We start from the raw sequence: 20,708 nt of genomic DNA, 5'->3' as shown, positions 1-20,708 counted from the left end.
CATGAACTGGATCTACTGGGTTTGCGTCGGTCAGGCTGGGCGCATGAAGCCAGAAGCGAACCTCACCGGCTTGTTCGTCCCCTTGGTGACCCCGTTCACCGACGACCTGCGCCTCGCCCCGGACGCGCTCGCCCGCCTCGCCGACGAGGCGCTGTCGGCGGGCGGCGCCCGCGGACTCGTCGCCCTCGGCACCACCGCGGAAGCGGCCACGCTGACCACCGAGGAGAAGCGGGCCGTGGTCCGCATCTGCTCGGCCGCCTGCCGGGCGCACGGAGCTCCGCTGATCGTCGGCGTCGGCACCAACGACACCGCCGCCGCCGTCACGGCACTGCGGGAGCTCGCCCAGAGCGGTGACGTCGCCGCGGCGCTGGTTCCGGCGCCGCCCTACACCCGGCCCGGTGAGGCGGGCACGCTGGCGCACTTCACGGCGCTCGCCGAGCACGGGGGTCTGCCTCTGGTCGTCTACGACATCCCGTACCGCACCGCTCAGTCCCTCAGCGTCAGCGCGCTGAACTCGCTCGGGCACCTGCCGGAGGTCGTCGGGGTCAAGTACGCGACCGGTGCGATCGACGCAGCCGCGATGGAGCTGCTCGGCTCACCGCCCCCGGGCTTCGCGGTGCTCGGCGGTGATGACGCCGTCATCTCGCCCCTGCTCGCGGCGGGCGCCCACGGCGGCATCCTGGCGTCGGCCAATGTCCGCACCGCCGACTACGCCGAGCTGATCTCGCTGTGGCGGCGCGACGCCACCGGACCGGCCCGCAGGCTGGGAGCCGAGCTGGCCCGGATGTCCGCCGCGCTCTTCGCCGAGCCCAACCCCACCGTGATCAAGGGGGTGTTGCACGCCCAGGGCCGTATCCCCAGCCCGGCCGTCCGGCTGCCGCTGCTGGCCGCCTCCGCCGATTCGGTCCGGCGAGCGGCGGACCTGGCCACCGTCGGGGCCCGCCAAGGGGCCGCGGCCTGACCCGAGGACCCTGCCCGCGCCGGCAGAGCGCGGTGATCCGACTCGGCCGCGGGATCGGGGGCGGCCTCTTCCAGGAGTGGCTGCGCACCGCCGAGGCGGGCGACCGGGGCCTCTCGGCCGCCGCCGACCCGGACGCCCCGCTGATGCGCCTGGTCCCGTGGTGTGGCTGGTCCCGTGAGGTGCCTGGTCCCGGCGTCGGCCCGCCCCCGTCGGCTCACTCCTTCACGTTGTAGAAGTGGATGGGTGAGTTCGGCGTGAAACCGATACGCGGGTAGACGGGGGCCCCGGCGACGGTCGCGTGCAAGGTGGCGCGGGTCAGGCCGGTGGCCCGGGCGCCCTCGTGCAGCGCCTTGCGCGTGACCGCCTCGCCGTAGCCCCTGCGCTGCCACTGCGGGTCGGTGGCGACGAAGGCGACGAAGAGGCGGCCTTCCGCTTCGACCGTCGCGGCGCACGCCACCGGAACGTCGCCTCGCATGGCGAGGTAGGCGTACATCCCGCTCCTCCAGTACGCGGATCCGACCAGGCCGTCGCGGCCTTCCTCCAAGGGGAAGCCGTAGGCGCGGGACTGGAGGTCCGCGTAGGCCCGCAGGTGCTCGTCGGTGCGCACACGCACGAACGTCAGGTCGGGGTGGACCGGGTCGGGGATGGGCAGCAGGTCTCCGGCCATGCCCCGGCCGGGGAAGGCGTACTGCAGGCCTGCCTGCTCGGCCGCCGTGGGCAGCGCGGTGCGGGCCTCCTCGTCGAGGAGGTCCTCGAAGAGCCAGAGGAAGCCCGGGTGCTTCTTCGCGCGCATGATGTCCGCCGCCTGGCTCAGGCGTTGCGCGACGAGATCGGCCCCCGCTCCCTGGTCGGTCAGGGTGACGCAGTTGTAGAACGAGAACCGGCAGTCGGCCCAGCGGACGGCGATGCCGGGGAGGTCGCGCACGTCCGCTTCCGCGTCACGGTCGAGCACCAGGGGCCGCCAGGCCACCGTGAGCTGCCGTGCCGATTCGATGGACTCCGTGAGGCCAGTCACCGTACTCCCATGGGTTGTTGGGGATCTTGGGGTATTGGGGATGTCGGGCGTTGCCGTGTCGTTGCCGTCAGATGATGCCTTCGAACTGGTTGTCCTCGGCAGGGGAACTGGAGCGGGGCACGTGGTAGGAGTCGCGTCCGAAGCGCCGCCACAGGGCGGCTATGAGGAAGGCCACCACTACGGCTACGGGGGTGTAGTTGAAGGTGCCGGCGGTGATCGGGCTGCTCTGCGGCAGCAGGAACAGCACCGTGACCGCGGCCGCCCACACCACAGCCACCCAGCCGATCGGACGGCTCCAGCGGCCCAAGTGCCAGGGCCCCGGGGAGAATCGGTCACGGTGGAGCAGCCGCAGCAGCACCGGGATGGCGTAGGCCGAGGTGAATCCCACGACCGAGATGGCGGTCACCGCCGAGAACGCCGTCGAGGAGTACAAGGACGGCAGCGCGAGCACGAACGCGACGGCGACCGCGAGCCAGACCGCGTTGGCGGGGATGGCGGTGCGGCGGCTGACCTTCTTCCAGAGCCCCGATCCGGGCAGGGCACCGTCCCGGGCGAAGGCGTAGATCATCCGGCTGGCGCTGGCGGTCACCGTGTAACCGCACAGGAACTGGGCCACGATGATCACGAGGAGCAGCGCCTTGGCCGCCGCCATGCCCAGCGCGTCCAGAAGGATCTGCGCCACTGGTACGCCGGTCGGGCCGGACAGGGTCGCCGCGTAGTCCTGGATGGCGAACAGCAGCGTGGTCAGCAGGATGCCGCCGGCGATCCAGGACACCGCCACCGAGCGGAAGATGCCGCGGGCCGCGGCGACGGAGGCGTGGTTGGTCTCCTCGCTCAGGTGGGCCGAGGTGTCGTAGCCGGCCAGGGCGAAGACCGGCAGCAGCATGCCCAGCAGGATCACGTAGACCGGGGCGCTCCAGCCGGTGTTGTTGGTGAACTCGGAGAAGACGAAGCCGGCCGACTGGTGGTGGGAGGGCACGATCGCGAGGGAGCCGATGATGACGACGGCCCCCGCCAGGTGCCACCACGCGCTCAGGGACGTCAGGATGTTCATCAGCCGGGTGCCGAAGAGGTTCAGGACCGCGTGCAGCGCGAGGATGACCGCGTACAGGGCGAGGAGGGAGCCGGGAGTCGGCGTGTAGCCGAACTGCAGGTTCATCCACGCGGCGGTGAACGTCGCGATGCCGTAGTCCTGGGCGGCGATTCCGCCGAGCAGGCCGAGGAGGTTGAGCCAGCCGGTGTACCAGCTCCAGCGCTCGCCGCCGAGCTGGCGGGCCATGTAGTACAGGCCGCCGCTGGTGGGGTAGCGGGAGGTGATCTCGGCCAGGGCCGCGGCCAGGCACAACACCAGGGGCCCGACGGCGAGCCACCCCCACGTGATCACCGCGGGGCCTCCCGAGTTCAGGCCGTAGCCGAACAGCAGCAAGGTCCCCGACATGATCGAGATCACCGAAAGGGAGGCCGAGAAATTGCCGAAGGCCCCCATCCTGCGGTGCAGTTGCTGGGTGTAGCCCAGCGACTGGAGGATGCGTGCGTCCTCCCCGTCGTCGTCGACCGGGTTCGACTGCTGGCGCGGTGTTCTTACCGAAGTCATGGGTTCTCCGCACAGGAAGGCTGACGTAGGGGGTGCAGGCGGGGTGGCCGCCCGCCGGCCCGTGGAACCGGGGCGGCGGTCACGGGTGTTCTCCCGTATGCCGCGGGTGGGATCTCAGGCAGGCGACGCGGTCCTCCTCGAATGCCTTCCGCCACCGGCCCTCGGGGTGACGGGCGTCGTGCTGCCACGGGGCGGGGGTGGCGAAGTCGCCGATGGCGTCGAACACTTCGGTGGCCCACTGGGCGAAGCCGCCCCTGGCCAGGGCGTAGGCGAGGTAGTTCAGATCCAGCTGGGAACTGGTGGCCGGATCGCACTTCCGGAACCAGCCCTCGAACGCCTGCGTGATGGCCCGGGTGGTGTCCTCCCTGGTCCACAGGAGGTTCAGCATGCCGTCGGCGCCTTTGTCCCGTCGCTCCCGGTGCTCCTGCACACGGGCGTAGAGGGGCAGCAGAAGCAGCGGCGAGTCGGGCGGCGCGAAGGAGACCGTCCAGCGGGCGAAGTCCGTCGCGACCGCCTGGCGGCCCGCCGGCCCCGGGCGGGCCTGGAGCGCCTGGGACATGCGGTGCCATGCCTCGCGGTTGAACGGGTCCCGTCGGTGCACCTCCCCGAGCAGGCCCCATGGTCCGCCGGGCAGCAGGTACTCATGGGGTGGCGGAGCCACGTGGTGCTCCGGGTGGCGTCCTGCCGTGTCCGCTTCGGCCAGGGCCAGTCGGCAGATCCAGGGCACCGAGTCGTCGGGGTTCCCCTCGCCCGCCCTGTGGCACGCGTCCCTGGCCCGGGCCACCAGTTTCTCCAGGTCCGCTGCCCGCCGGTAGTCACGCCCCCAGTTCCTTCGGTGGGCCTGCAGCACCCGTTCGGTGGCGACTCTCGCGTACATCACCCGGGCCGCGAGGCTCTCGGGTTCCTCTTTGAGCCACAGCTCCACGACGTTGGCCTGAGCCGCGACGACCCCCAGTACCTGGGTACGGGACGTCCACTGCGCCCAGTTGCCCGTCCGGGCCAGCACCTGCCGCATCTGCATCCAGTAGCCCGCCCGGATGTCCTGCACTGCCGCATAGAGGTCGGTGTCCCGGCCGGCCGGGTGCGTCCCGCCGGCCGCGTTCGAGCTCTCCATCAGCGCCTCCCCAGGCCGGCCGGGCACAGGGCGGGCCACAGGGGGACGCCAACCGGCGCCGCAGGGAGGCGTCTTGGCGGTGTGGGCGCCTTCACGCGGCGACCGGCCGGTTCGGACGGCTGCCGTGAGCGCTGCGGCTCGCCGGGGAGTGTGAGCACGACACCGAACGGTGTGCACTGGCGAGCATAGGCAGAAGGACCCTCGGAACAGTTGGGACGGGGTGGGGCGGGGTGGGGCGGGATCGACTGCCGGCGCACAACTCGTGCGGTGGCTTTCGTTCTTGGCCGGTAGTGAGTGCCCGACAGGTACTTAAGTGCCTGAAGGGGCGCATGACCAGAGAATCCCAAGATTGTTCGGTCGCCCAGCTACAGGTTTCGGCCATACGGAACGGGAGCGTCGCCATCCGTGACCGGACCCGCCGGCCGGAGCGCCCGGACGGTGCGCCGCCGGGGTTCGGACGGTGTGCCGCCGGGCTCGGGCCGCGTACTCACGGGCATGCGGAACAGGGCTGCCGCGTCGGCGCGCCGCCGTGACACGAGCCCCTTCGGGGACACCGGCGCCGCCCGGCGCAAGGGTGGCATCAACTCTCGCGCGTACTAAAGGAGTTGCTTGCGGGAGAGGCAAGTTGTGTGCGTTGCGGGCAAGTTGAGGCATGCCGATGGCGCGCGGGCGTGAGGGGCACCGCGTTCAGGCATGCACGGATGCTCCTGTGACGGCGCTCCAGCCGCGGATCATTCGGCCAGTTCGATGCGGTGGTCACTGAGGGTGAGCAGACGCCACCGTGGGCGAAAGCGCGCGGCACACACGCCTCGACTCGGGGGCCGGGGCCCGGCATCGCGACCGGGCTGTCCGCGCGTGAAGGGTGCGGGGCGGGGAACTTGGCCTGCAGGGCGGGTTCGCGGCATTCCCTAGGGGCTGCTCCAGCCCAGGCTTTCCCGGTTCGGACCTTGAGCTGGGGAAGCCGCGCACGGCTCAGGGCCGGGGCGAAACACCTCAAGGGCCGGAGAACTCGCCCTTCTTGCAGATCTGGTGCGCGACATCGCGAAGCTTGATGTTGTTGTCCTGCGAGTAACGGCGCAGCATGTCGAACGCCTCCCCCTCCGTGAGCCGGTGCCTGTTCATCAGGATGCCCATGGCCTCGCCGATCGTGTGGCGGGTGGCGAGGGCCTGCGCGAGCTGGGCGTGGGTACGGGCGCTGGAGAACGCGACGGCGGCATGGGAGGCGAGCAGCACGCCGGCCGTCTCACTGGCCTCGGTGAACGCGCCGGGCCGACGGGAGTAGAGGTTCAGCGCGCCGAGCTCCTGGTCCTCGGTGAAGAGCAGGAAGCCCATCATGCTGCCCACACCGAGAGCGCGGGCGCGGGGAGCGTACTTGGGCCAGCGCGGCTGCTCGCCGGAGAGGTCGGCGATGCGGAAGACCCGCTGCCCGCCCAGGCGGAGGGCGGCGTCGAAGCAAGGTTCCTCGCCCTGGCTTTCCTGCAACTGGTCGCTGTCGACGACCAGTTGGTGGGTGGGCGCGAGGGTCTCCACCTTCTTTCCGTGCATGACGAGGATGCCCGCCTCCTCGCAGCCCTGCACCAGCTCGGTGGCCGACGCGGTGATCCGCCGCAGTGTGGCCTCCACCGAGTCCTGCGCCAGAAGGTCCCGCGCCATCGCCGCCACCTGCTCCGCAAACCGAACCCAGTTCACGCCGCCCTCCGTCCCGCGCAGTCCGCATACGCTTCCTGCCCACCCTCTCGCGTTCCCGCCCCTGAAGGGAGAACCTTGTTTCCGGCATGACCCGACGTGTGTCGCGCAGCACCAAAGCGCCCCCGTCCCGGTGGCGTGCGCGCCATTCCGGCCGGAGTGCGCGGTGGCTCCCGGGCCCCATGCGTACCCCGCGGCGACACCGGTCACCTGGCGCAGTCCTCCCGAACGCATGCTGCTCCGCCGCCTCTTGGGCGCCTGGCCGATGAGTGGCGGAAGGGGAGCCGACGCGTCCGGCAGAGCGTTCCGGGACCGGGGCCTCGGGTACACGCTCGCCTGCCCGCACGCCACAGGGCACCCCCATCCAGGAGGCAGAGACAAGATGACCGCAGCTTCGTCCCCCGGGTATCCGGAAGCCGGCCAGGCCCGGGGCGCACGTCCGGCACGTCACGTCTGGTCAGAGACGAAACCCTCGTTCAAGACCTCCGAGATGTTCGTCTACATCGCCTCGGTACTGGCCGTTCTGATCGCTTCTCTGGCGGTCGGTGACGGCTCCGACGGCGTGGACCGGTTCCCCGCCGACCAGGCCTGGCTGTACGTCACCCTGTTGACCATCGGCTACCTGGTCAGCCGGGGCCTGGCCAAGAGCGGCAGCCGTGACACCTCGGACACCTCGCATCAGTGACCCCGAGCAGACCGAAGGCCCGCGCGAAGTCTTCGCGCGGGCCTCACCATGCCGCCCCTGTGGCCGACTCATGGGGTGACGTCTTGAGGTCGAGCCCCATGCAGGAGGATGCCTGCATGGACAGATCCCGCGAAGCGGCAGCGCACGCGAACCACCGACGGGCTTGCGCGACCGCCTCGGCCGCCTCGATCAGGTCCTGCCGCCAGTCGCCCAGGTACGCGAGCATCACCGAACAAACCTGTCAAACAATTGATGTCTATAGTTTCGCGGGTGTTTTCGCGAATAAACAGCCGAATGACGTTCGCCGCGCTGCGTCGGCCCCGGATCATCCTGTGGGCCACGGCCGGCGCGGTGGCCCTCGGGCTGCTTGTCGCGTTGGAGGTCGCCGCGCGCCGCTACGGCGGTGAACCGGGGCCGATCACCAACCAGCTCCGCGAGGTGATCTTCCCGCCCAAGCCGGGGCCGCTCTACGGCGGCCTGGCGTTGATGATGGTCGTGCTCACCTGGCGGCAGCGGTTCGTCGCCGCCGGGGCCGCCATCGGGATCGATGCCGTCTTCGTGCTGGTGCGGTGGGCGGTCGGTGCCGAGGTGCCCGAGGACCAGTTCTTCGGCAACGGCGCGCTGTGGGTGATGCTGGGTGTCGGGGTCATCGCCCTCACACGCCGCACGGGCCAGGAGCGGGTGCTGCTGCTCAAGGGCGTCGGACTCGGGCTGCTGCTCGTGGCCGGGCGCAAGACCGGTGACACCTGGCTGCTCATCACGGCGAAGACCCGCCCGACGGTCCTCGATCCGTACGTGGCCGCCGCCGATCACGCGCTCGGCAATCCGTCGTGGCTGGCCGGGCGGCTTCTCGAGGCCAGTGGCCCCGTCAGCACGTACGTGCTCGACCTGGTCTACGCCCAGCTCGCCGTGGCCGCGGTCGCCGTCGCGCTCTACCAGCTGCGCAACGTCGCGGTCGAGCGGCGCTTCCCGCGCCACCACCTGGTGCGCACGTTCCTGCTGATCGGCCTGATCGGGCCCGCCTTTTACATGATCTTCCCGGTGGTCGGGCCGATCTTCGCCTACGGTCCCGGCACCTCGGGCACCGGCGGCGTGGAGTGGGCGGTCGCCGACCTGTGGCCGCACACGGCGCCCTCGATCGGCGTCCCGCACCCGGTGCCGTACGACGGGATCACCCCGCGCAACTGCATGCCCAGCCTGCACACGGCATGGGCCGTCACGATCTTCGTCCACTCCCGCAAGGGGCCGCGCCTCCTGCGGTACGCGGGGACGTTCTGGCTCGTCGCCACCCTCTGCGCCACGCTGGGCTTCGGCTACCACTACGGCGTGGACCTCCTCGCCGGCGTGGTGTTCGCCCTCACCGTCGAGGCGGGCCTGCGCACGTTCGACCGCGGCTGGGACCGGTCGGGGATCCGCCTGGTCGCGTACGGCACGGCCGTCTTCACCGCGCTCCTCGTGTCCTACCGCTTTCTGCCGGTCGAGATGGCCGCGCGTCCGTGGCTGTTCGGTCCGCTGGTCGTCGCGCTGATGCTGTCCGTCATCTACGGCTACGTACGGACGACGCGGCTGTGGGACGCGAAGCCCGCGCCGGTGCGGCTCCCCCGGCAGGCGGAGCCGCAACCGGCGGCGCCCGAACTCGTGTGAGTCAGGGGCGCTGCCTCGCGGGAGTCAGGGGCGCTTGCGCGTCACCTTTCCCGTCTCCGTCACCGGGCGGTCGTGCCGCAGGTCGTCGAAGAGCTTCTGCGACCTCTTCGCGTGCCACTTCAGTACGTTGCCCTTGGAGGTGGGGACGCCGATGCCGGACACGGGCACGTTGATCTGCTTGCCCCGGCCGCCCGCGACACCCTGCACCGCGCGGAACATGTCGGCGAGGTCCCGCAGGCTCATGTCCTCGTCGACGATGAGCGTGTCGAGCCCGGCCTCCACGGCCGGGCCGATCTCCGTCGGGTCGAACAGGGTGCCGGGCCCGGCGGCCTGGTGGGCGAGGGTCGACAGGAACTTCTGCTGGTTCCTGGAGCGGCCCAGGTCGCCCTCCCTCTCCTGGTGCCGCTGCCGGACGAAGGCGAGCGCCTGCTTGCCGTTCAGGGTCTGGCAGCCCTTGCGCAGGTCGGCGCCCGACTTCTCGTCCTTGATGTCCCGGTCCAGGCACATGCGTACGCCACCGATCGCGTCGACGATGTTCACGAACCCGGCGAAGCCGATCTCCGCGTAGTGGTCGATGCGCAGCCCGGTGTTCCGCTCGACGGTGTGGACGAGGAGCTCCGGGCCGCCGTAGGAGAACGCGGCGTTGAGCTTGTCCCCCTCAGGGCGCTTCGTCTTGCCCGTCGTCGTGTCCAGGCGGCCCGGCACGGTGACCCAGGAGTCGCGCGGCAGGCTGACCATGCTGGTGCCGTGGGCCCCGGTGTGCAGCAGCATCATCGAGTCGGTGCGCCGCCCGCCTCCCCCGCCCGCGTGCAGGTCCGCCACGTCGCCCTCGGAGAGCCCGTCGCGGCTGTCCGAGCCCACGATGAGGTAGTTGGTGCCCTCGCCGGGCGGCGGCCGGTCCCCGTACGCGCCGAGGTCGACGTCGCGCTGGAGCCGGGTCTCGGCCCAGCCGTACGTCCCGCCCACCACGACGGCCACGACCGCCAGCAGGACGAGCACCGCCCGCCGCAGCCTCCTGCGCTTCACCTTCGACTGGCGGGCGTGGGCGCGCCGGGGGCCGTAGTGGGAGCTGGGGCGCTCGGCGAACCGCTCACGCGCGGCAAGCGGATCTGTCATGGTCAACTCCCTTGCAGACTCTGCCGCGCCTCTTCGGGCGGCGCGGGCGCATCGAGCAGATACGGGTCGGCGGTCCCGGCGCGCTTCATGCTGTGCCACTTCAGGCGGGTGCCGAGCAGCGCCGTGGTCACGGAGTGGAAGACCACCAGGTACATCAGCTGCCGGTAGACGAACTGCTGGAGCGGAAGCACCCACAGCACCCGCAGCCGTTCGCGGTCGAGGCGCAGCGCGTACGCGGCGGTGACCAGCTGGACGGAGAGGAACCCGAACCAGACGAGGGCGGCCTCCACGGGGTCCCGGAAGAACGCCCCGAACAGGGCGAACATGTCGACGACCGGAGCGCACAGCGGAAGGACGATCTGGAACAGCGTGACGTAGAGCAGCACGCGCCGGCCGAAGCGTCCGGCGGGTCCGACCTCCACCACCGCGTGCCGGTGCTTCCACATCGACTGCAGGGTGCCGTAGCACCAGCGGTAGCGCTGGCGCCACAGCTGCCGCAGGGTGGTGGGGACTTCGGTCCAGGCGACCGCCGACTGCTCGTAGACGACGCGCCAGCCGGCCCGCCAGAGCGCCATCGTGAGGTCGGTGTCCTCGGCCAGGGTCTCGTCGCTGACGCCGCCGACGCCCATCAGCGCGTCCCTGCGGAAGGCGCCGATCGCGCCCGGCACCGTCGGCATGCACTCCAGGACCTCGAACATCCGCCGGTCCAGGTTGAAGCCGAGCACGTACTCCAGGTGCTGCCACTTGCCGAGGATGCGGCGCCGGTTGCCGACCTTGGTGTTGCCGCTGACCGCGCCGACCGCCGGGTGGGCGAGCGGCTGGACGAGCCGGGCCAGGGCCTCGGGTTCGAAGATGGTGTCCGCGTCGACCATCACGACGATGTCGTACCCGGCGTGCGCCAGGCCGGTGTTGAGGGCGCTCGGCTTGCCGCCGTTGGGCTGGCGGATCACCGTCACCCGCGGGTCGTCGATCTCCTCGGCGATGTCGGCGGTGGCGTCGGTCGAGCCGTCGTCGATCACGATGATCTGGAAGTGCGGGTACGTGGAGGCGAGCAGCGAGTACACGGTGGAGGCGATACCGGCCTCTTCGTTGTACGCGGGCACGAGCACCGTCACCGGGTCGCGCACCTCCCGCAGCCGTGGCGCGCCGGGCCGGTACCGGTGCAGCCTGCGCACGTGGAGCCGGGCGAACACCGAGAACAGGAGCATCCGCAGGACGCCGAGCGCGCCGGCGAGGGTCAGCGTCCACACCATCACGGTGAGGAAGGCGTGCCCCAGCCGCTTCGACCAGATCAGGCCCTCGCCCTTGATCTCCTGGGCGACCGGGACCTCCTCGACGAAGGAGGGGCGGTCGAGGCCGCCGCTGATCGTGGTGAACCGCTTCGCGCCGCGGTCCCGCAGCAGGTCCTGCGCCTCGTGGTAGCCCAGGTCGGTCTGGCTGTGCTGCGACACCAGCCCTTGCCGGGGCTTGCGGTCCTTGTGGTCCGAGGCGGCCACCAGGTACCCCTGCTCCGCGGCGCGGCGCGCGGCCGGCCACTGGGGGCCGCAGAGGGTGTCCGCCGCCGTGGTGTGCGGCAGCCGCAGCAGGGTGGTGTTGACGCCGACGGAACCCGCCAGGGCGGCCTGGGTGAGCGACAGTTCGAGGCGGGCGCGCAGCGACGACGCGACGCCGAGGTCGCCGCCGCTGTAGGTGTACGAGCCGATCTCGTGCCCCTCGTACAGGATGCGCCGCATCAGCTTCGGGTGCTCGGCCGCGTCCTTCCCGTAGACGAAGAAGGTCGCCCGCGCATGGTGTGCGCGCAGCAGGTCGAGCAGGCGCGGCGTCCACACCGGGTCGGGCCCGCCGTCGAAGGTGAGCGCGACGGTTCCCGGCGGCATGGCGGCGGTGGTGACCCCCTTGGGGCCGAACCGCAGCAGCGGCCTGCCGTCGTCCGCCTCGCGCGGGATCGGTCTGGTGCACGGCGGTTTGGTGCGCGCGGCGTCGACCTGGTGGGTCGTCCAGCCCTCGAAGAGAAGGGTGACGGCGACCACCAGGAGCACCAGCAGGAGCACCAGCCAGTGTCCGCGCGGCGGGCGACGGACGGCGGCACTCCTGCTCACTGCTTCGGGGCTCCGGCCGGCGGCGGGGCGGGTCTGTCGCCGGTGTCCGGTCCCGCGGGCACCGGACCGTTCATGCGCGGCGGGTGCGTGCCGACCGGCTGCATGAGCCCGCTGACCAGCGCGCCGACGAACAGCAGATATCCGATGCAGACGAGGCCCACGACCAGCGCCACGCCTTGCAGCGCGCGCCTGCGCCAGCCCGACTCGTCGATGAAGACGGGGAGTTGGGGCTCGTCGTCCTGAGGGCGGCGCGCCACCGGGGCGACGTAGGGCGCCGCCTCCCCTTGCTGCGGCATGGAGTGCGGCACGGGCTGCGCCATGTCCTGCCCGGCGTACTGCGTGTCCTGCCCTGCGTACCGCATGTCCTGCCCGGCGTACTGCGCTCTGCGGGCAGGGGGTACGGGCGACCATCGCCCGTCGTGCGGTGTGCTGGCTATGTGGGGGGTGCCCTGCACTGGTGCTCCTGATCTGCGGCCGCGCACGCGCGGCTCTTTATGTGTGGGGGGGTGCGGACCCGGAGGTCCGCCGTGCTGCCCGTGAGACGTCAGGAGCCGCATCCCGGTGCCCGGCGCGTACGGGGTTCTCCCGTACGCGCGCATGCCGAGCGCCCTCCCGGGTGGGGCCGGGAAGGCCACGTACGCATGTGCCCCCGCAAGGCATGTGCCCTCACGAGGGCCGGAAGGCCGGGGTGCGGCCGTCAGCCGTCACGCGGCCTCCGACCCTACTCGGGCACCCTGGTGGCAGGGCAACAGCCCACCTGCGAGGCACCGGCCACACCATGGATCACCTGCGCGACGGCAAGAGAGCGGCAACGGGCGCCGCCAGGCCCGGGATTACGCGTGCAGCACGGCGAACAGCCCACGCGCGCGCGTGCCGTTCGGCAGGCTCCAGGCCCCGGAGATGTGACCGATCGCTCCTTGCGGAAGGGCAGCCGGATCGTCCTGGGCGGGCCGCAGGGCGCGGCGCAGACGCAGGACGCGGCCGTCCGGGAGCGTCAGGGCGGTGCCTTCGTCGTCGTCGGCGGCGGTGACCCCGGCCGCGGCGGAGATCGGCCCCTCACCGGTGTACGAGGACGTGACGTCCCGGTCCGGTACGTCGCTGGTGTTCTGGTCCTGGGCCTGGATCCGTCCCTCGACCAGGGCGGGCAACTGGGCGGCCACCACCGGGTCGTGGGCTCCGTCGTAGGCCCAGCGCCGTCCGAGGACGCCGTGCTCCATGGTGCCGACGAGGGCGTGCTCCGCGCCGTCGAGCGGCGCGCCGCGGTAGGTGAGCGGCACCAGATAGGCGGTCGGGCGCGGTCCCGAGGTGTCGGTGACCACCATGAACTCGACGCCCACCTCGCCCTGCGGGTCGTCGATGCGGAACCCGCCGGACTTGGCCAGCTCAGGCACGGGAGCGCCGCGGTACCAGGGGCGGGTGGGCAGCCAGGCGGTGAGCAGTTCGAGCTTGGTCGGTCTGAGGGTGGTGCGGTGGATGACGGCCATGCCGAAGGACCTCTCCCCTTGTTCGATTACGGACCGCCTTACCTTCCCATTCGCGTCGCCGCCTCGCGGACGCCTGACCCCGCGTCCGGGTTGTGATCAATTCGGGGTATTGACGGTGTGCGTGGTGATGCGTTTGCCTCAAGGTGGGCCTTGGGCAGGGGACTTGAGGCCATGCGAAAACGGGGAAAATCGGGGGGAACTGTGTTCAGAGCCATGCGTGGGGTATCCGTGGCGGCGCTCGCCGGGGCGATGGTCGCGCTGTCGGTGACGTCGCCCGCCTCGGCGTCCAGGGCCACGGTCGGGGCCGGGACCGAGCGGGTCACCCTGTCCGCCACCGGGGAACAGGGCAACGGCGCGTCGTACGGGCCCCAGTTCAGCGCCGACGGCCGCTTCGCCCTCTTCAGCGCGTACGCGTCCAATCTCGTGCCCGGCGACACGAACGGCTCCTCCGACGTCTTCGTACGCGATCTGCGCAAGGGGACCGTCGAGCGGGTCAGCGTCAGTTCGGACGGCGCGCAGGGCGACGGCGAATCGTCCGCGCAGGCCATCAGCGCCGACGGGCGGTACGTCCTGTTCCGCTCCAACGCCGACAACCTGGTCCACTGGGACACCCCTCCCCCGGCCGGCGCGGGTGACGACATCTACCTGCACGACCGGCGCACCGGCAGCACGAAGCGGATCAGCGTCGCCCGCGACGGAGGCACCGCCTTCGCCGGGGGCGCCACCATGTCGTCGAACGCCCGGTACGTCGCCTTCAACGCCAAGGCGGACCGGATGGAGGACGACCCCGCCGACCTCTTCGGAGCCGTGTACGTCCTCGACCGCCGCACCGGCGACGTGAAGCGGGTCACCAACCGGAACAGCCCCACCAATCCGGCGCTCCTGCAGGACATGAGCGCCGACGGACGCTACGTCGCGTACACCCAGCTGGTGCCGCGCAGTTCGTACGGCCGCCTGCTGGTGCACGACCGCAGGACCGGCACCGAGGAGCAGGTCAACGTCAAGCCGGACGGCTCCCCCGCCGTGCGGTACGGGATGGGCGGCTCGTTCTCCGCGGACGGCCGGTCCATCGCCTTCGACTACTGGGGCGACGAGGAGCTGGTCCCCGGCGAGAGGCCCGACGAAGGCTCCTCCGCCTATGTCCGGGACCTGCGCGAGGACGTGACCCGCCGCGTCAAGGCCGGCCCCGCCGGGGAGGACCGGGTGCGGCAGCCCGTGCTCAGCGCCGACGGGCGGTACGTGGCCTATCTGGCGGATCCGCGCACGGCGGACGGCCGCACCGGTCCCGCCAACGTCTACCTGCGGGACCTGCGCACCGGCACGACGCGACTGGTCAGCGAGTCCACCACGGGAGGGCCGGTCACGGACAGCTCCGTGTCGGTCCACTCGGTGGGCGCGGGGGCCCGGCGGATCGGCCTGGGCAGCGAATCGGCGCAGCTCGTCCCCGACGACACGAACGGCGCCTACGACGGCTTTGTCCGCCGACTCCGCTGAACTCCCGCGCGGCCGCACCGGCGCGTCCAGTCCGCCCTTTTCCGCCAGTCCGTCATGAACCCCCCGCTGTCTTCGTAGAGTTGGCACTCCATCGATGACCCAGGGGGATCCGTGACCGCAGCCGCTGTCCCGTCCGATGAACCGTCCCCGCCCGTGCGGTTCATCGGCGGCCCTCAGGCGCGGAGCAGCCGCGGCGCCCTGCCTGCCTCCAGGAAGTGACGCGCGTCTGATGGGGTGTCACCGTGCCCTGCTCATCGGGGCGAGCGACTACGACGCGTCCGGTGTGGCGCCGCTCCCCTTCGTCCCCGGCGACCTCGCCCGCCTCGGATCCGCCCTGGAGGAACGAGGTTTCGCCGAGGTGCAGGTACTGGCGGCGCGGGACGGCGGGAAGCAGGTCTCGGCGAACTTCGTGAACGCCCGCGTCATCGGATTCCTCAGGCGCGCACGCCCCGGCGACACGCTGCTCGTCCTGCTGAGCGGACACGGCGTGCACGCCGGGGGCCACGACTATCTCGTACCGGAGGACATCGACGAGGACACCCACCCCTTCGAATCGGGGTGCGTGGCGATCGACTGGCGCCGGCACCTCGACGAGACCCCCGCCGGGCACGTGGTCTTCCTGATCGACGCCTGCCGGGAAGGGATCGAGCAGGGGGCGATGGGCGTGGCGGGCGTCAGACAGTGGAGCCGGCAGAAGATCAGCGCCGCGCTGCGCCGCAAAGTGGCCTACGTCTACGCCTGTTCACCCGCCCAGCTCGCGCTGTTCGTGCGTCCGCAGGAGTCGGCGGCGGACCCGGTTCCCGGCATCGGCCCCGGTGAATCGTTCAGCATCTTCTCGCGGTCGGTGTCGGACGTCGTCGCCGCCCAGCCGGCCGCCACGGCGCTCCGTCTCGACGCGTTCGCGGCGGAGGTCCAGGAGCGGGTGACGGAGCTGCACCGGGCGTACCGGAAGAAGGGGCAGCCCCAGACGCTGCGGACCGTCGGCGACATGCCTTCCGACACGTTTCTCGTGCTGCCTCCGTCGAAGACGCGGAAGCCGCCGACGGCTCCCCTCGTGGAGACGGCGACGGAGGCGGACGCGGGTGCGGAGGTGGGCGCGGGTGCGGAGGTGGTGAGCGGAGGCGGCCCCGGTGCCCGGCGTCGTCACGGGTGGCTGGCGCTCTCCGCTCTGGCGCTGCTCGGCCTTCTCGCCACGACGACCTGGGTGCTGGCCTCCTTCGGCGACGACGGAGGCGACGGCGACGGGGCGAGGAGGGCTGCCGGGGCCGGAGTGTCGGCCACGTCCGGCAGTTCCGCACCCGGCCCCGGAACCGGCCCCGACGCCACGCCCCCGACGAGCGGGTCGAGCCGCTCCGGCGAAGCGGGCGGGTCGAGCGAGCCGAGCAAGCCGAGTACGGCGAGCAAGCCGAGTACGGCAAAGGGGGACGGCGGTTCAGACGCGGGCCAAGCCGACGCGGACGGCCGCTCCAGCCTGCCCTACTGCACGGCGGGCGCGGTGGAGTTCACGGTGCGCAGCGTCCACAACAGCTATGCCCCCGGCGAGGATCCGGCCCTCGAACTGACCGCCGCGAACTCCTCCGGCAGCGACTGCAAGCTGGATCTCGGGCCGACGAAGACCGTTCTCACGGTGACCCGGGCCGGCGCCGAGGAACCCCTGTGGTCCTCCGCCCACTGCCCCACGGGACCCGGCAGCTCCCTCGTCCGCGTACCCGCCGGGGACCGTGCGAGCCGCACCGTCGAATGGGACCGCGAGCCCAGCGCTCCCGGCTGCGGCGCGCCGGAGGCGGGTCCGGCGAGCGTGGGCACCTACTTGGTGGAGGCGCGGGCGCCGAGGCTGACCACGGCGCAGGCGTCCTTCGTGCTGGAGGCGGACTGAGTTCCCCGCGTGCCGCATTCGGCGTCGGCCAGGCGCCCCCTGCCCGGCGCGACTTCGCGGGCCGTTCGGCACCGGGCCCGTTCCAAGCGCTACGGCGCGACCGGTCTGCGGCAGCGCAGCGCGGCGTACAGGTCGAGTCTGTGGTCGAGGCGGGACAGGTCGCGGCCGGTGAGGTGCTCGATGCGCTGGATGCGGTAGTGCACGGTGTTCACGTGCAGTTGGAGGGCCTCGGCGGTGCGGGCCCAGGAGCCGCTGTGCGTGAGGTAGGTCTCCAGGGTGTGCAGGAGCGTGCGCGAGGAGGCGTCGGTCTCGTCGGTCAGCGGGCCCAGCGTGCGGGCGGTGAACGCGGTGCGCACGGCCTCGGGCACGCCCGCGACCAGGCCGGTGAGCGTGGTCATCGCGTCCGTGCGGGTCAGCAGGCCGTGCCGGGGCGCGGCGGCGCGGGCGGCGTCGAGGGCGTAGCGGGCCTGGGCCAGGCCGCGCGCGAGCAGTTCCGGCGTGCGCACCGCCGCGCCGAGGCCGCCGTGCAAGGGGGTGCTCGGGGTGCGGGCGGTCAACAGGGGCCAGATGTCCTGGAGTTGGACGCCGTCCGGGGCGTCGGTGGCGGCACCCAGGTGGATCACGGCTACCGCCCCGCCGTCCGCGAGGGCGCCGACGGCGAAGGGCGGGGCGTCGGGGAGGTGCCGCAGCGCCTCCGTGAGGGCGGCGAGGGCCGGGGCGTTCCGCGTGCCCACGCCTTGCTCGCGCGCGCCGTCCTCGCCCCTGTCCCGTTCACCCATGCCTCTATCCCGTTCACCCATGCCTCGTTCGTCCGGGCCCGGCTCGTCCGGGCCCCGTTCGGCCAGGCCCCGCTCGGCCAGGCCCCGTTCACCGGCGCCCACCGACGCGGCGATCACCTGGTACGGCCCCTCCTCCGGCAGCCCGCAGTCCCTCAGCGCCTCACGCAGCACCGCGGCCGTCGGCGCGGGGGCCGCCCCGTCGAGGAGGGCGAGGAGAGCCGCGGCGCGCTCCCGCGTCACGGACTCCGCACGCACGCGCCGTTCCCGGTGCCGGGCCAGGACGTCGGCCATCTCGTGCGGCAGACGTGGCGGCGCCTCGTCCGCGTGAGGGAGGTACAGGTGCCAACTGTCGTACGCCGTCGCGTCCGTGTCGATCCGCAGGCATGTCCCCCACGGCCGGGTCAACTGCCGGACGGCCTGCTCCGGGGAGAGGTGCGGGGCGGAGGACGTGCGGGCGACGGTGCGGCCGGTCGCGGTGAGCAGATGGCAGGCCGGGGTGCCGAGGTGGTCGAAGGCGCGGTCGAGGAGGGTGGCGGCGTCGGCGTCCGCCGCCAGGAGACGGTTCAGTTCGACGCGTACGTTCTCGGGCAGCGCGGGGCGGTCGGGGCGCCGCCGGCTCAGGCCTTCCTGACAGCGCCGGTGGATCGCGTCGGTGACGGCGCGGAAGTCGGTGTGCGGCGGCACCGAGACCAGCGCGACGCCGTGCGCGCGGCAGGCGTCCACGAAGGCTTCGGGTACGGCGCCGTGGGTCTCCTCGGCAGCGAGCAGGACGGTGACGCCCGCGGCGGCGAGGGCCGCGACGAACCGGTCGGCCTTCGCCTGCCCCTCGTCGGGGCTCCACCGGGCGAGGCCGCTCCACACGGCCTCGCCCGACCGCGGGAAGCACGTCGGGGCCTCCGGGTCGTGCAGGTCGTCCAGGTCGGCCGCCGTGACGCCGCGGATCTCCCGTGACAGCGAAGTGCCGTCGCCCCACCGCAGGTTCAGGTCCAGGGAGGTGAGCTGGAGGAGGTCTTCGACGTGCATGGGCGGTGGCTCCTTGGTGCGGTCACCCCCGGCCGGGTCGCGGCAGGGGCGAGTCACATACGCCAGGTGAATGCGGGTCCCAGCATCGTATGTGCAAGGTCAACCGGCGGGTATCCCTCTTGGTTGATGCTCCCGTGCCAAGGGCGGACACCGGGGTGCCGGCGTCCAGGCCCAGGTCCGCGACGGCGCCCTGGAGACGGCGAGCGGAGGGCAGGTGTACGGCCGCGGTTCGCACCCACCGGACGTACGGGTGGCGGGCATTCAAGTGGCCGGGCGTTCAAGCAGCCGGGCATTCGGGTGCCCGCGCATTCAGGTGCCCGACGCCCGCTGACCGCTCACGCGCCCGTGCGGTCGGCTCCCCTGTTCCAGTCGTCGACCACCGTCAGCACGTCCTTGAGGGTGGTGACGATCGCGTCCGGCTCGGCGGCGTGGTCGCCGAGTTCGTCGGCCGGGACGGAGCTGTGCGGGACGAAGATCGCCCTCATTCCGGCCTGCCGGGCGCCGTGGACGTCCTCGAAGGAGCGGTCCCCCACGTACACGCAGGCGTCGGGCGACGTCGCGCCGATCGCCGCGAGGGCCGCGGCGAAGATCTCGGGGTGCGGCTTGCTCCAGGACACCTCGCTCGAGTAGATCGCGCAGTCGACGAAGCCGAGCACGCCGTCCCGGTCGAAGATCTCCTCGTGCCAGGCGGCCGGCCACAGCGTGTTGGACAGGACTCCGATGCCCACGCCGCGCTCGCGCAGGCCCGCGAGCATCTCCAGGGCCTCCGGGTCGGTGAAGGTGTGGGCCTCCCAGGCACGGCGGTACACGGCGAGGGCCCGCGCGTGCGCCGCCACCCCGGCCAGCTCGAACACCTCGTCGAGCCGGGCCGAGCACTGGGTCTCGCGGCAGCGGGCCATCAGCTCGCGCTCGGCCTGGAACAGCCGCTCGCCCACCTCATCGACCCGGTGCGGCTCCACGCCGTCCAGCGCGGCCGCGGTCTCGCGCCAGATGCCCGGCAGATCCACGGTGTGCCACGGGGTGAGCGTGCCCGCCCAGTCGAAGATCACGTGCTCGACGATCATGCCGCCCTGCTCTCCTTCGTACGAACCGGTCGGGACGCGACGCCACCGCCGACGCCGCGCGATCAACAGGATCGCACGACGACGTCAACTCAGCGGGGCCGTGGAGCACTTGTGGCCGACGACGACCGGTGGGGCTACAGCGTCGCGTGTGTCAGCCAGTGGTCCAGGAGCGCGCGGTCACCCGTCACCGTCACCCTGTCGTCCTGCGGTCCGACGCGGCCCGCGAGAAGGAGCATGAGGGCGGTCGGCGGGCCCCAGACCGTCACGTCCGCCTTGGCGTGGATGCGTTCACGGCGCGGGCCCTCGGGGGTTCTCGTGATCCGCCAGCCCTTCTGTGCGGCCGGGCGCAGGGCGATGCGTTCGCCTCGGCCGCGCAGTTCCGCGACGGCCGGCTTGAGTGCGGCGAAGGCCGGGGTGGTCAGGAGGGTCAGGTTCTCGTCGATCACGTCCACCGCGAGGTCGTCGGCGATCTCGAAGCCGTCGCGGATCTCGATGCCGTCGCGGCTCTCGGAGGCCGTACCCGCGGGAGACGTGACCTCGGGAGACGTGACCTCGGGAGAGGTCACCGCGGGAGACATGACTGCAGAACCCGTGCCCGCGCGAGCCTCGCCCGCACGAGCCGCCGCCTCCCTGGCCCGCACCGCGTCATAGTGGTGGACGCTCGTGTCGCTCAGCATTCTGCGCAGCCAGAACGACGCCGGGCGCGGGCCGAAGAGCGTTTGTGTCGTCGTGTCCGCGCCGATCTCCTCGATCGCGCGGATCACGTCCTCCGCGCCCTCGCGCAGCCATGCGGACCAGGCCTCCGGGGCGCCCGGGTCCGCCTCGTTCGGGTCCGGGACCGGCAACTGCTCGCCCTTGCGGATGAGTTCGGCCGCCCAGCGGTGCTCCTGGCCCACGTGGCCGACGAGGGTGCGCAGCGGCCAGTCCGGGCAGGTGGGGACCCGGGCATCGGGGTCCCCGCCCGCGACCGCGCGGGCGAAGCCCGTCGTCTGTTCGCGCAGGCCCTCCACCAGCCGTGCGGTGTCCGGCGTCGACGTCGGCGGCGTCGTGGTCATCATCACGAAAGCTCCTCTC

General features: G+C 72.1%; 18 protein-coding genes. 6 read left to right on the top strand and 12 right to left on the bottom strand.

The annotated features are described in order from the left end of the window. Nucleotides 1-43 precede the first annotated feature (43 nt). Together ACZ4D5_RS30345 and ACZ4D5_RS30340 are read left to right on the top strand one after the other, a co-directional pair. Nucleotides 44-961, top strand: coding sequence for a dihydrodipicolinate synthase family protein (locus ACZ4D5_RS30345; RefSeq protein WP_467775631.1), 918 nt, complete (start codon nt 44-46; stop codon nt 959-961). A 32-nt stretch (nt 962-993) separates the two neighbouring features. Beyond that, on the top strand, nt 994-1,194 hold the full coding sequence (locus tag ACZ4D5_RS30340) for a hypothetical protein (protein ID WP_467775630.1): 201 nt from the start codon (nt 994-996) through the stop codon (nt 1,192-1,194). On the opposite strand, the gene ACZ4D5_RS30335 is transcribed toward ACZ4D5_RS30340, so the two are convergent. From ACZ4D5_RS30335 to ACZ4D5_RS30320, 4 genes are all read right to left on the bottom strand, one after another. Then, nucleotides 1,176-1,976, bottom strand: coding sequence for a GNAT family N-acetyltransferase (locus ACZ4D5_RS30335; RefSeq protein ID WP_467775629.1), 801 nt, complete (start codon nt 1,974-1,976; stop codon nt 1,176-1,178). The genes ACZ4D5_RS30340 and ACZ4D5_RS30335 overlap by 19 nt on opposite strands. Nucleotides 1,977-2,043: 67 nt before the next feature. Next, complete coding sequence (locus ACZ4D5_RS30330) at nt 2,044-3,570, bottom strand: amino acid permease (RefSeq protein WP_467775628.1); 1,527 nt, start codon at nt 3,568-3,570, stop codon at nt 2,044-2,046. A 79-nt stretch (nt 3,571-3,649) separates the two neighbouring features. After that, nucleotides 3,650-4,684 (bottom strand): hypothetical protein, encoded by a 1,035-nt coding sequence (locus ACZ4D5_RS30325; protein ID WP_467775627.1) that lies wholly within the window; start codon nt 4,682-4,684, stop codon nt 3,650-3,652. 993 nt (nt 4,685-5,677) lie between these two features. Beyond that, on the bottom strand, nt 5,678-6,373 hold the full coding sequence (locus ACZ4D5_RS30320) for a GAF and ANTAR domain-containing protein (protein WP_467775626.1): 696 nt from the start codon (nt 6,371-6,373) through the stop codon (nt 5,678-5,680). Nucleotides 6,374-6,752: 379 nt separating this feature from the next. Between ACZ4D5_RS30320 and ACZ4D5_RS30315 the strand changes: the two genes are divergently transcribed. Further along, on the top strand, nt 6,753-7,055 hold the full coding sequence (locus ACZ4D5_RS30315; protein WP_467775625.1) for a hypothetical protein: 303 nt from the start codon (nt 6,753-6,755) through the stop codon (nt 7,053-7,055). A gap of 43 nt (nt 7,056-7,098) precedes the next feature. Here ACZ4D5_RS30315 and ACZ4D5_RS30310 read toward each other — a convergent pair whose 3' ends face one another. Continuing rightward, nucleotides 7,099-7,284, bottom strand: coding sequence for a hypothetical protein (locus ACZ4D5_RS30310; RefSeq protein WP_467775624.1), 186 nt, complete (start codon nt 7,282-7,284; stop codon nt 7,099-7,101). 65 nt (nt 7,285-7,349) lie between these two features. Between ACZ4D5_RS30310 and ACZ4D5_RS30305 the strand changes: the two genes are divergently transcribed. Continuing rightward, on the top strand, nt 7,350-8,699 hold the full coding sequence (locus ACZ4D5_RS30305) for a phosphatase PAP2 family protein (RefSeq protein ID WP_467775623.1): 1,350 nt from the start codon (nt 7,350-7,352) through the stop codon (nt 8,697-8,699). A gap of 24 nt (nt 8,700-8,723) precedes the next feature. Here ACZ4D5_RS30305 and ACZ4D5_RS30300 read toward each other — a convergent pair whose 3' ends face one another. The 4 genes from ACZ4D5_RS30300 to ACZ4D5_RS30285 all read right to left on the bottom strand — a co-directional run bounded on the left by ACZ4D5_RS30300 (nt 8,724) and on the right by ACZ4D5_RS30285 (nt 13,398). Then, nucleotides 8,724-9,815, bottom strand: a complete 1,092-nt coding sequence (locus tag ACZ4D5_RS30300) for an LCP family protein (RefSeq protein ID WP_467775622.1) — start codon at nt 9,813-9,815, stop codon at nt 8,724-8,726. 2 nt (nt 9,816-9,817) lie between these two features. After that, complete coding sequence (locus tag ACZ4D5_RS30295) at nt 9,818-11,914, bottom strand: bifunctional polysaccharide deacetylase/glycosyltransferase family 2 protein (protein ID WP_467775621.1); 2,097 nt, start codon at nt 11,912-11,914, stop codon at nt 9,818-9,820. After that, a complete protein-coding gene (locus ACZ4D5_RS30290; protein WP_467775620.1) occupies nt 11,911-12,369 on the bottom strand; it encodes a hypothetical protein in 459 nt (152 codons plus the stop codon). The genes ACZ4D5_RS30295 and ACZ4D5_RS30290 overlap by 4 nt, the downstream gene beginning before the upstream one ends. Before the next feature lie 378 nt (nt 12,370-12,747). After that, on the bottom strand, nt 12,748-13,398 hold the full coding sequence (locus ACZ4D5_RS30285) for a maltokinase N-terminal cap-like domain-containing protein (protein WP_467775619.1): 651 nt from the start codon (nt 13,396-13,398) through the stop codon (nt 12,748-12,750). Between the two features lie 213 nt (nt 13,399-13,611). On the opposite strand from ACZ4D5_RS30285, the gene ACZ4D5_RS30280 reads away from it, so the two are divergent. Both ACZ4D5_RS30280 and ACZ4D5_RS30275 read left to right on the top strand, forming a co-directional pair. Beyond that, nucleotides 13,612-14,892, top strand: a complete 1,281-nt coding sequence (locus ACZ4D5_RS30280; RefSeq protein WP_467775618.1) for a TolB family protein — start codon at nt 13,612-13,614, stop codon at nt 14,890-14,892. A 229-nt stretch (nt 14,893-15,121) separates the two neighbouring features. Further along, a complete protein-coding gene (locus ACZ4D5_RS30275) occupies nt 15,122-16,768 on the top strand; it encodes a caspase family protein (RefSeq protein ID WP_467775617.1) in 1,647 nt (548 codons plus the stop codon). Nucleotides 16,769-16,857: 89 nt separating this feature from the next. Here the strand turns inward: ACZ4D5_RS30275 and ACZ4D5_RS30270 are convergent, their stop codons facing one another. From ACZ4D5_RS30270 to ACZ4D5_RS30260, 3 genes are all read right to left on the bottom strand, one after another. After that, complete coding sequence (locus tag ACZ4D5_RS30270; protein ID WP_467775616.1) at nt 16,858-18,570, bottom strand: helix-turn-helix domain-containing protein; 1,713 nt, start codon at nt 18,568-18,570, stop codon at nt 16,858-16,860. 335 nt (nt 18,571-18,905) lie between these two features. Next, on the bottom strand, nt 18,906-19,634 hold the full coding sequence (locus ACZ4D5_RS30265; protein WP_467775615.1) for an HAD family hydrolase: 729 nt from the start codon (nt 19,632-19,634) through the stop codon (nt 18,906-18,908). A gap of 134 nt (nt 19,635-19,768) precedes the next feature. Then, nucleotides 19,769-20,692: a maleylpyruvate isomerase family mycothiol-dependent enzyme gene (locus ACZ4D5_RS30260; protein ID WP_467775614.1), complete on the bottom strand. Its 924-nt coding sequence runs from the start codon at nt 20,690-20,692 to the stop codon at nt 19,769-19,771. Nucleotides 20,693-20,708 lie beyond the last annotated feature (16 nt).

The sequence above is a fragment of the Streptomyces sp. NPDC025651 genome (assembly GCF_055558735.1).
Note: the sequence above shows the minus strand (reverse complement) of the source record. Positions and strands in the feature narration are given on the sequence as shown.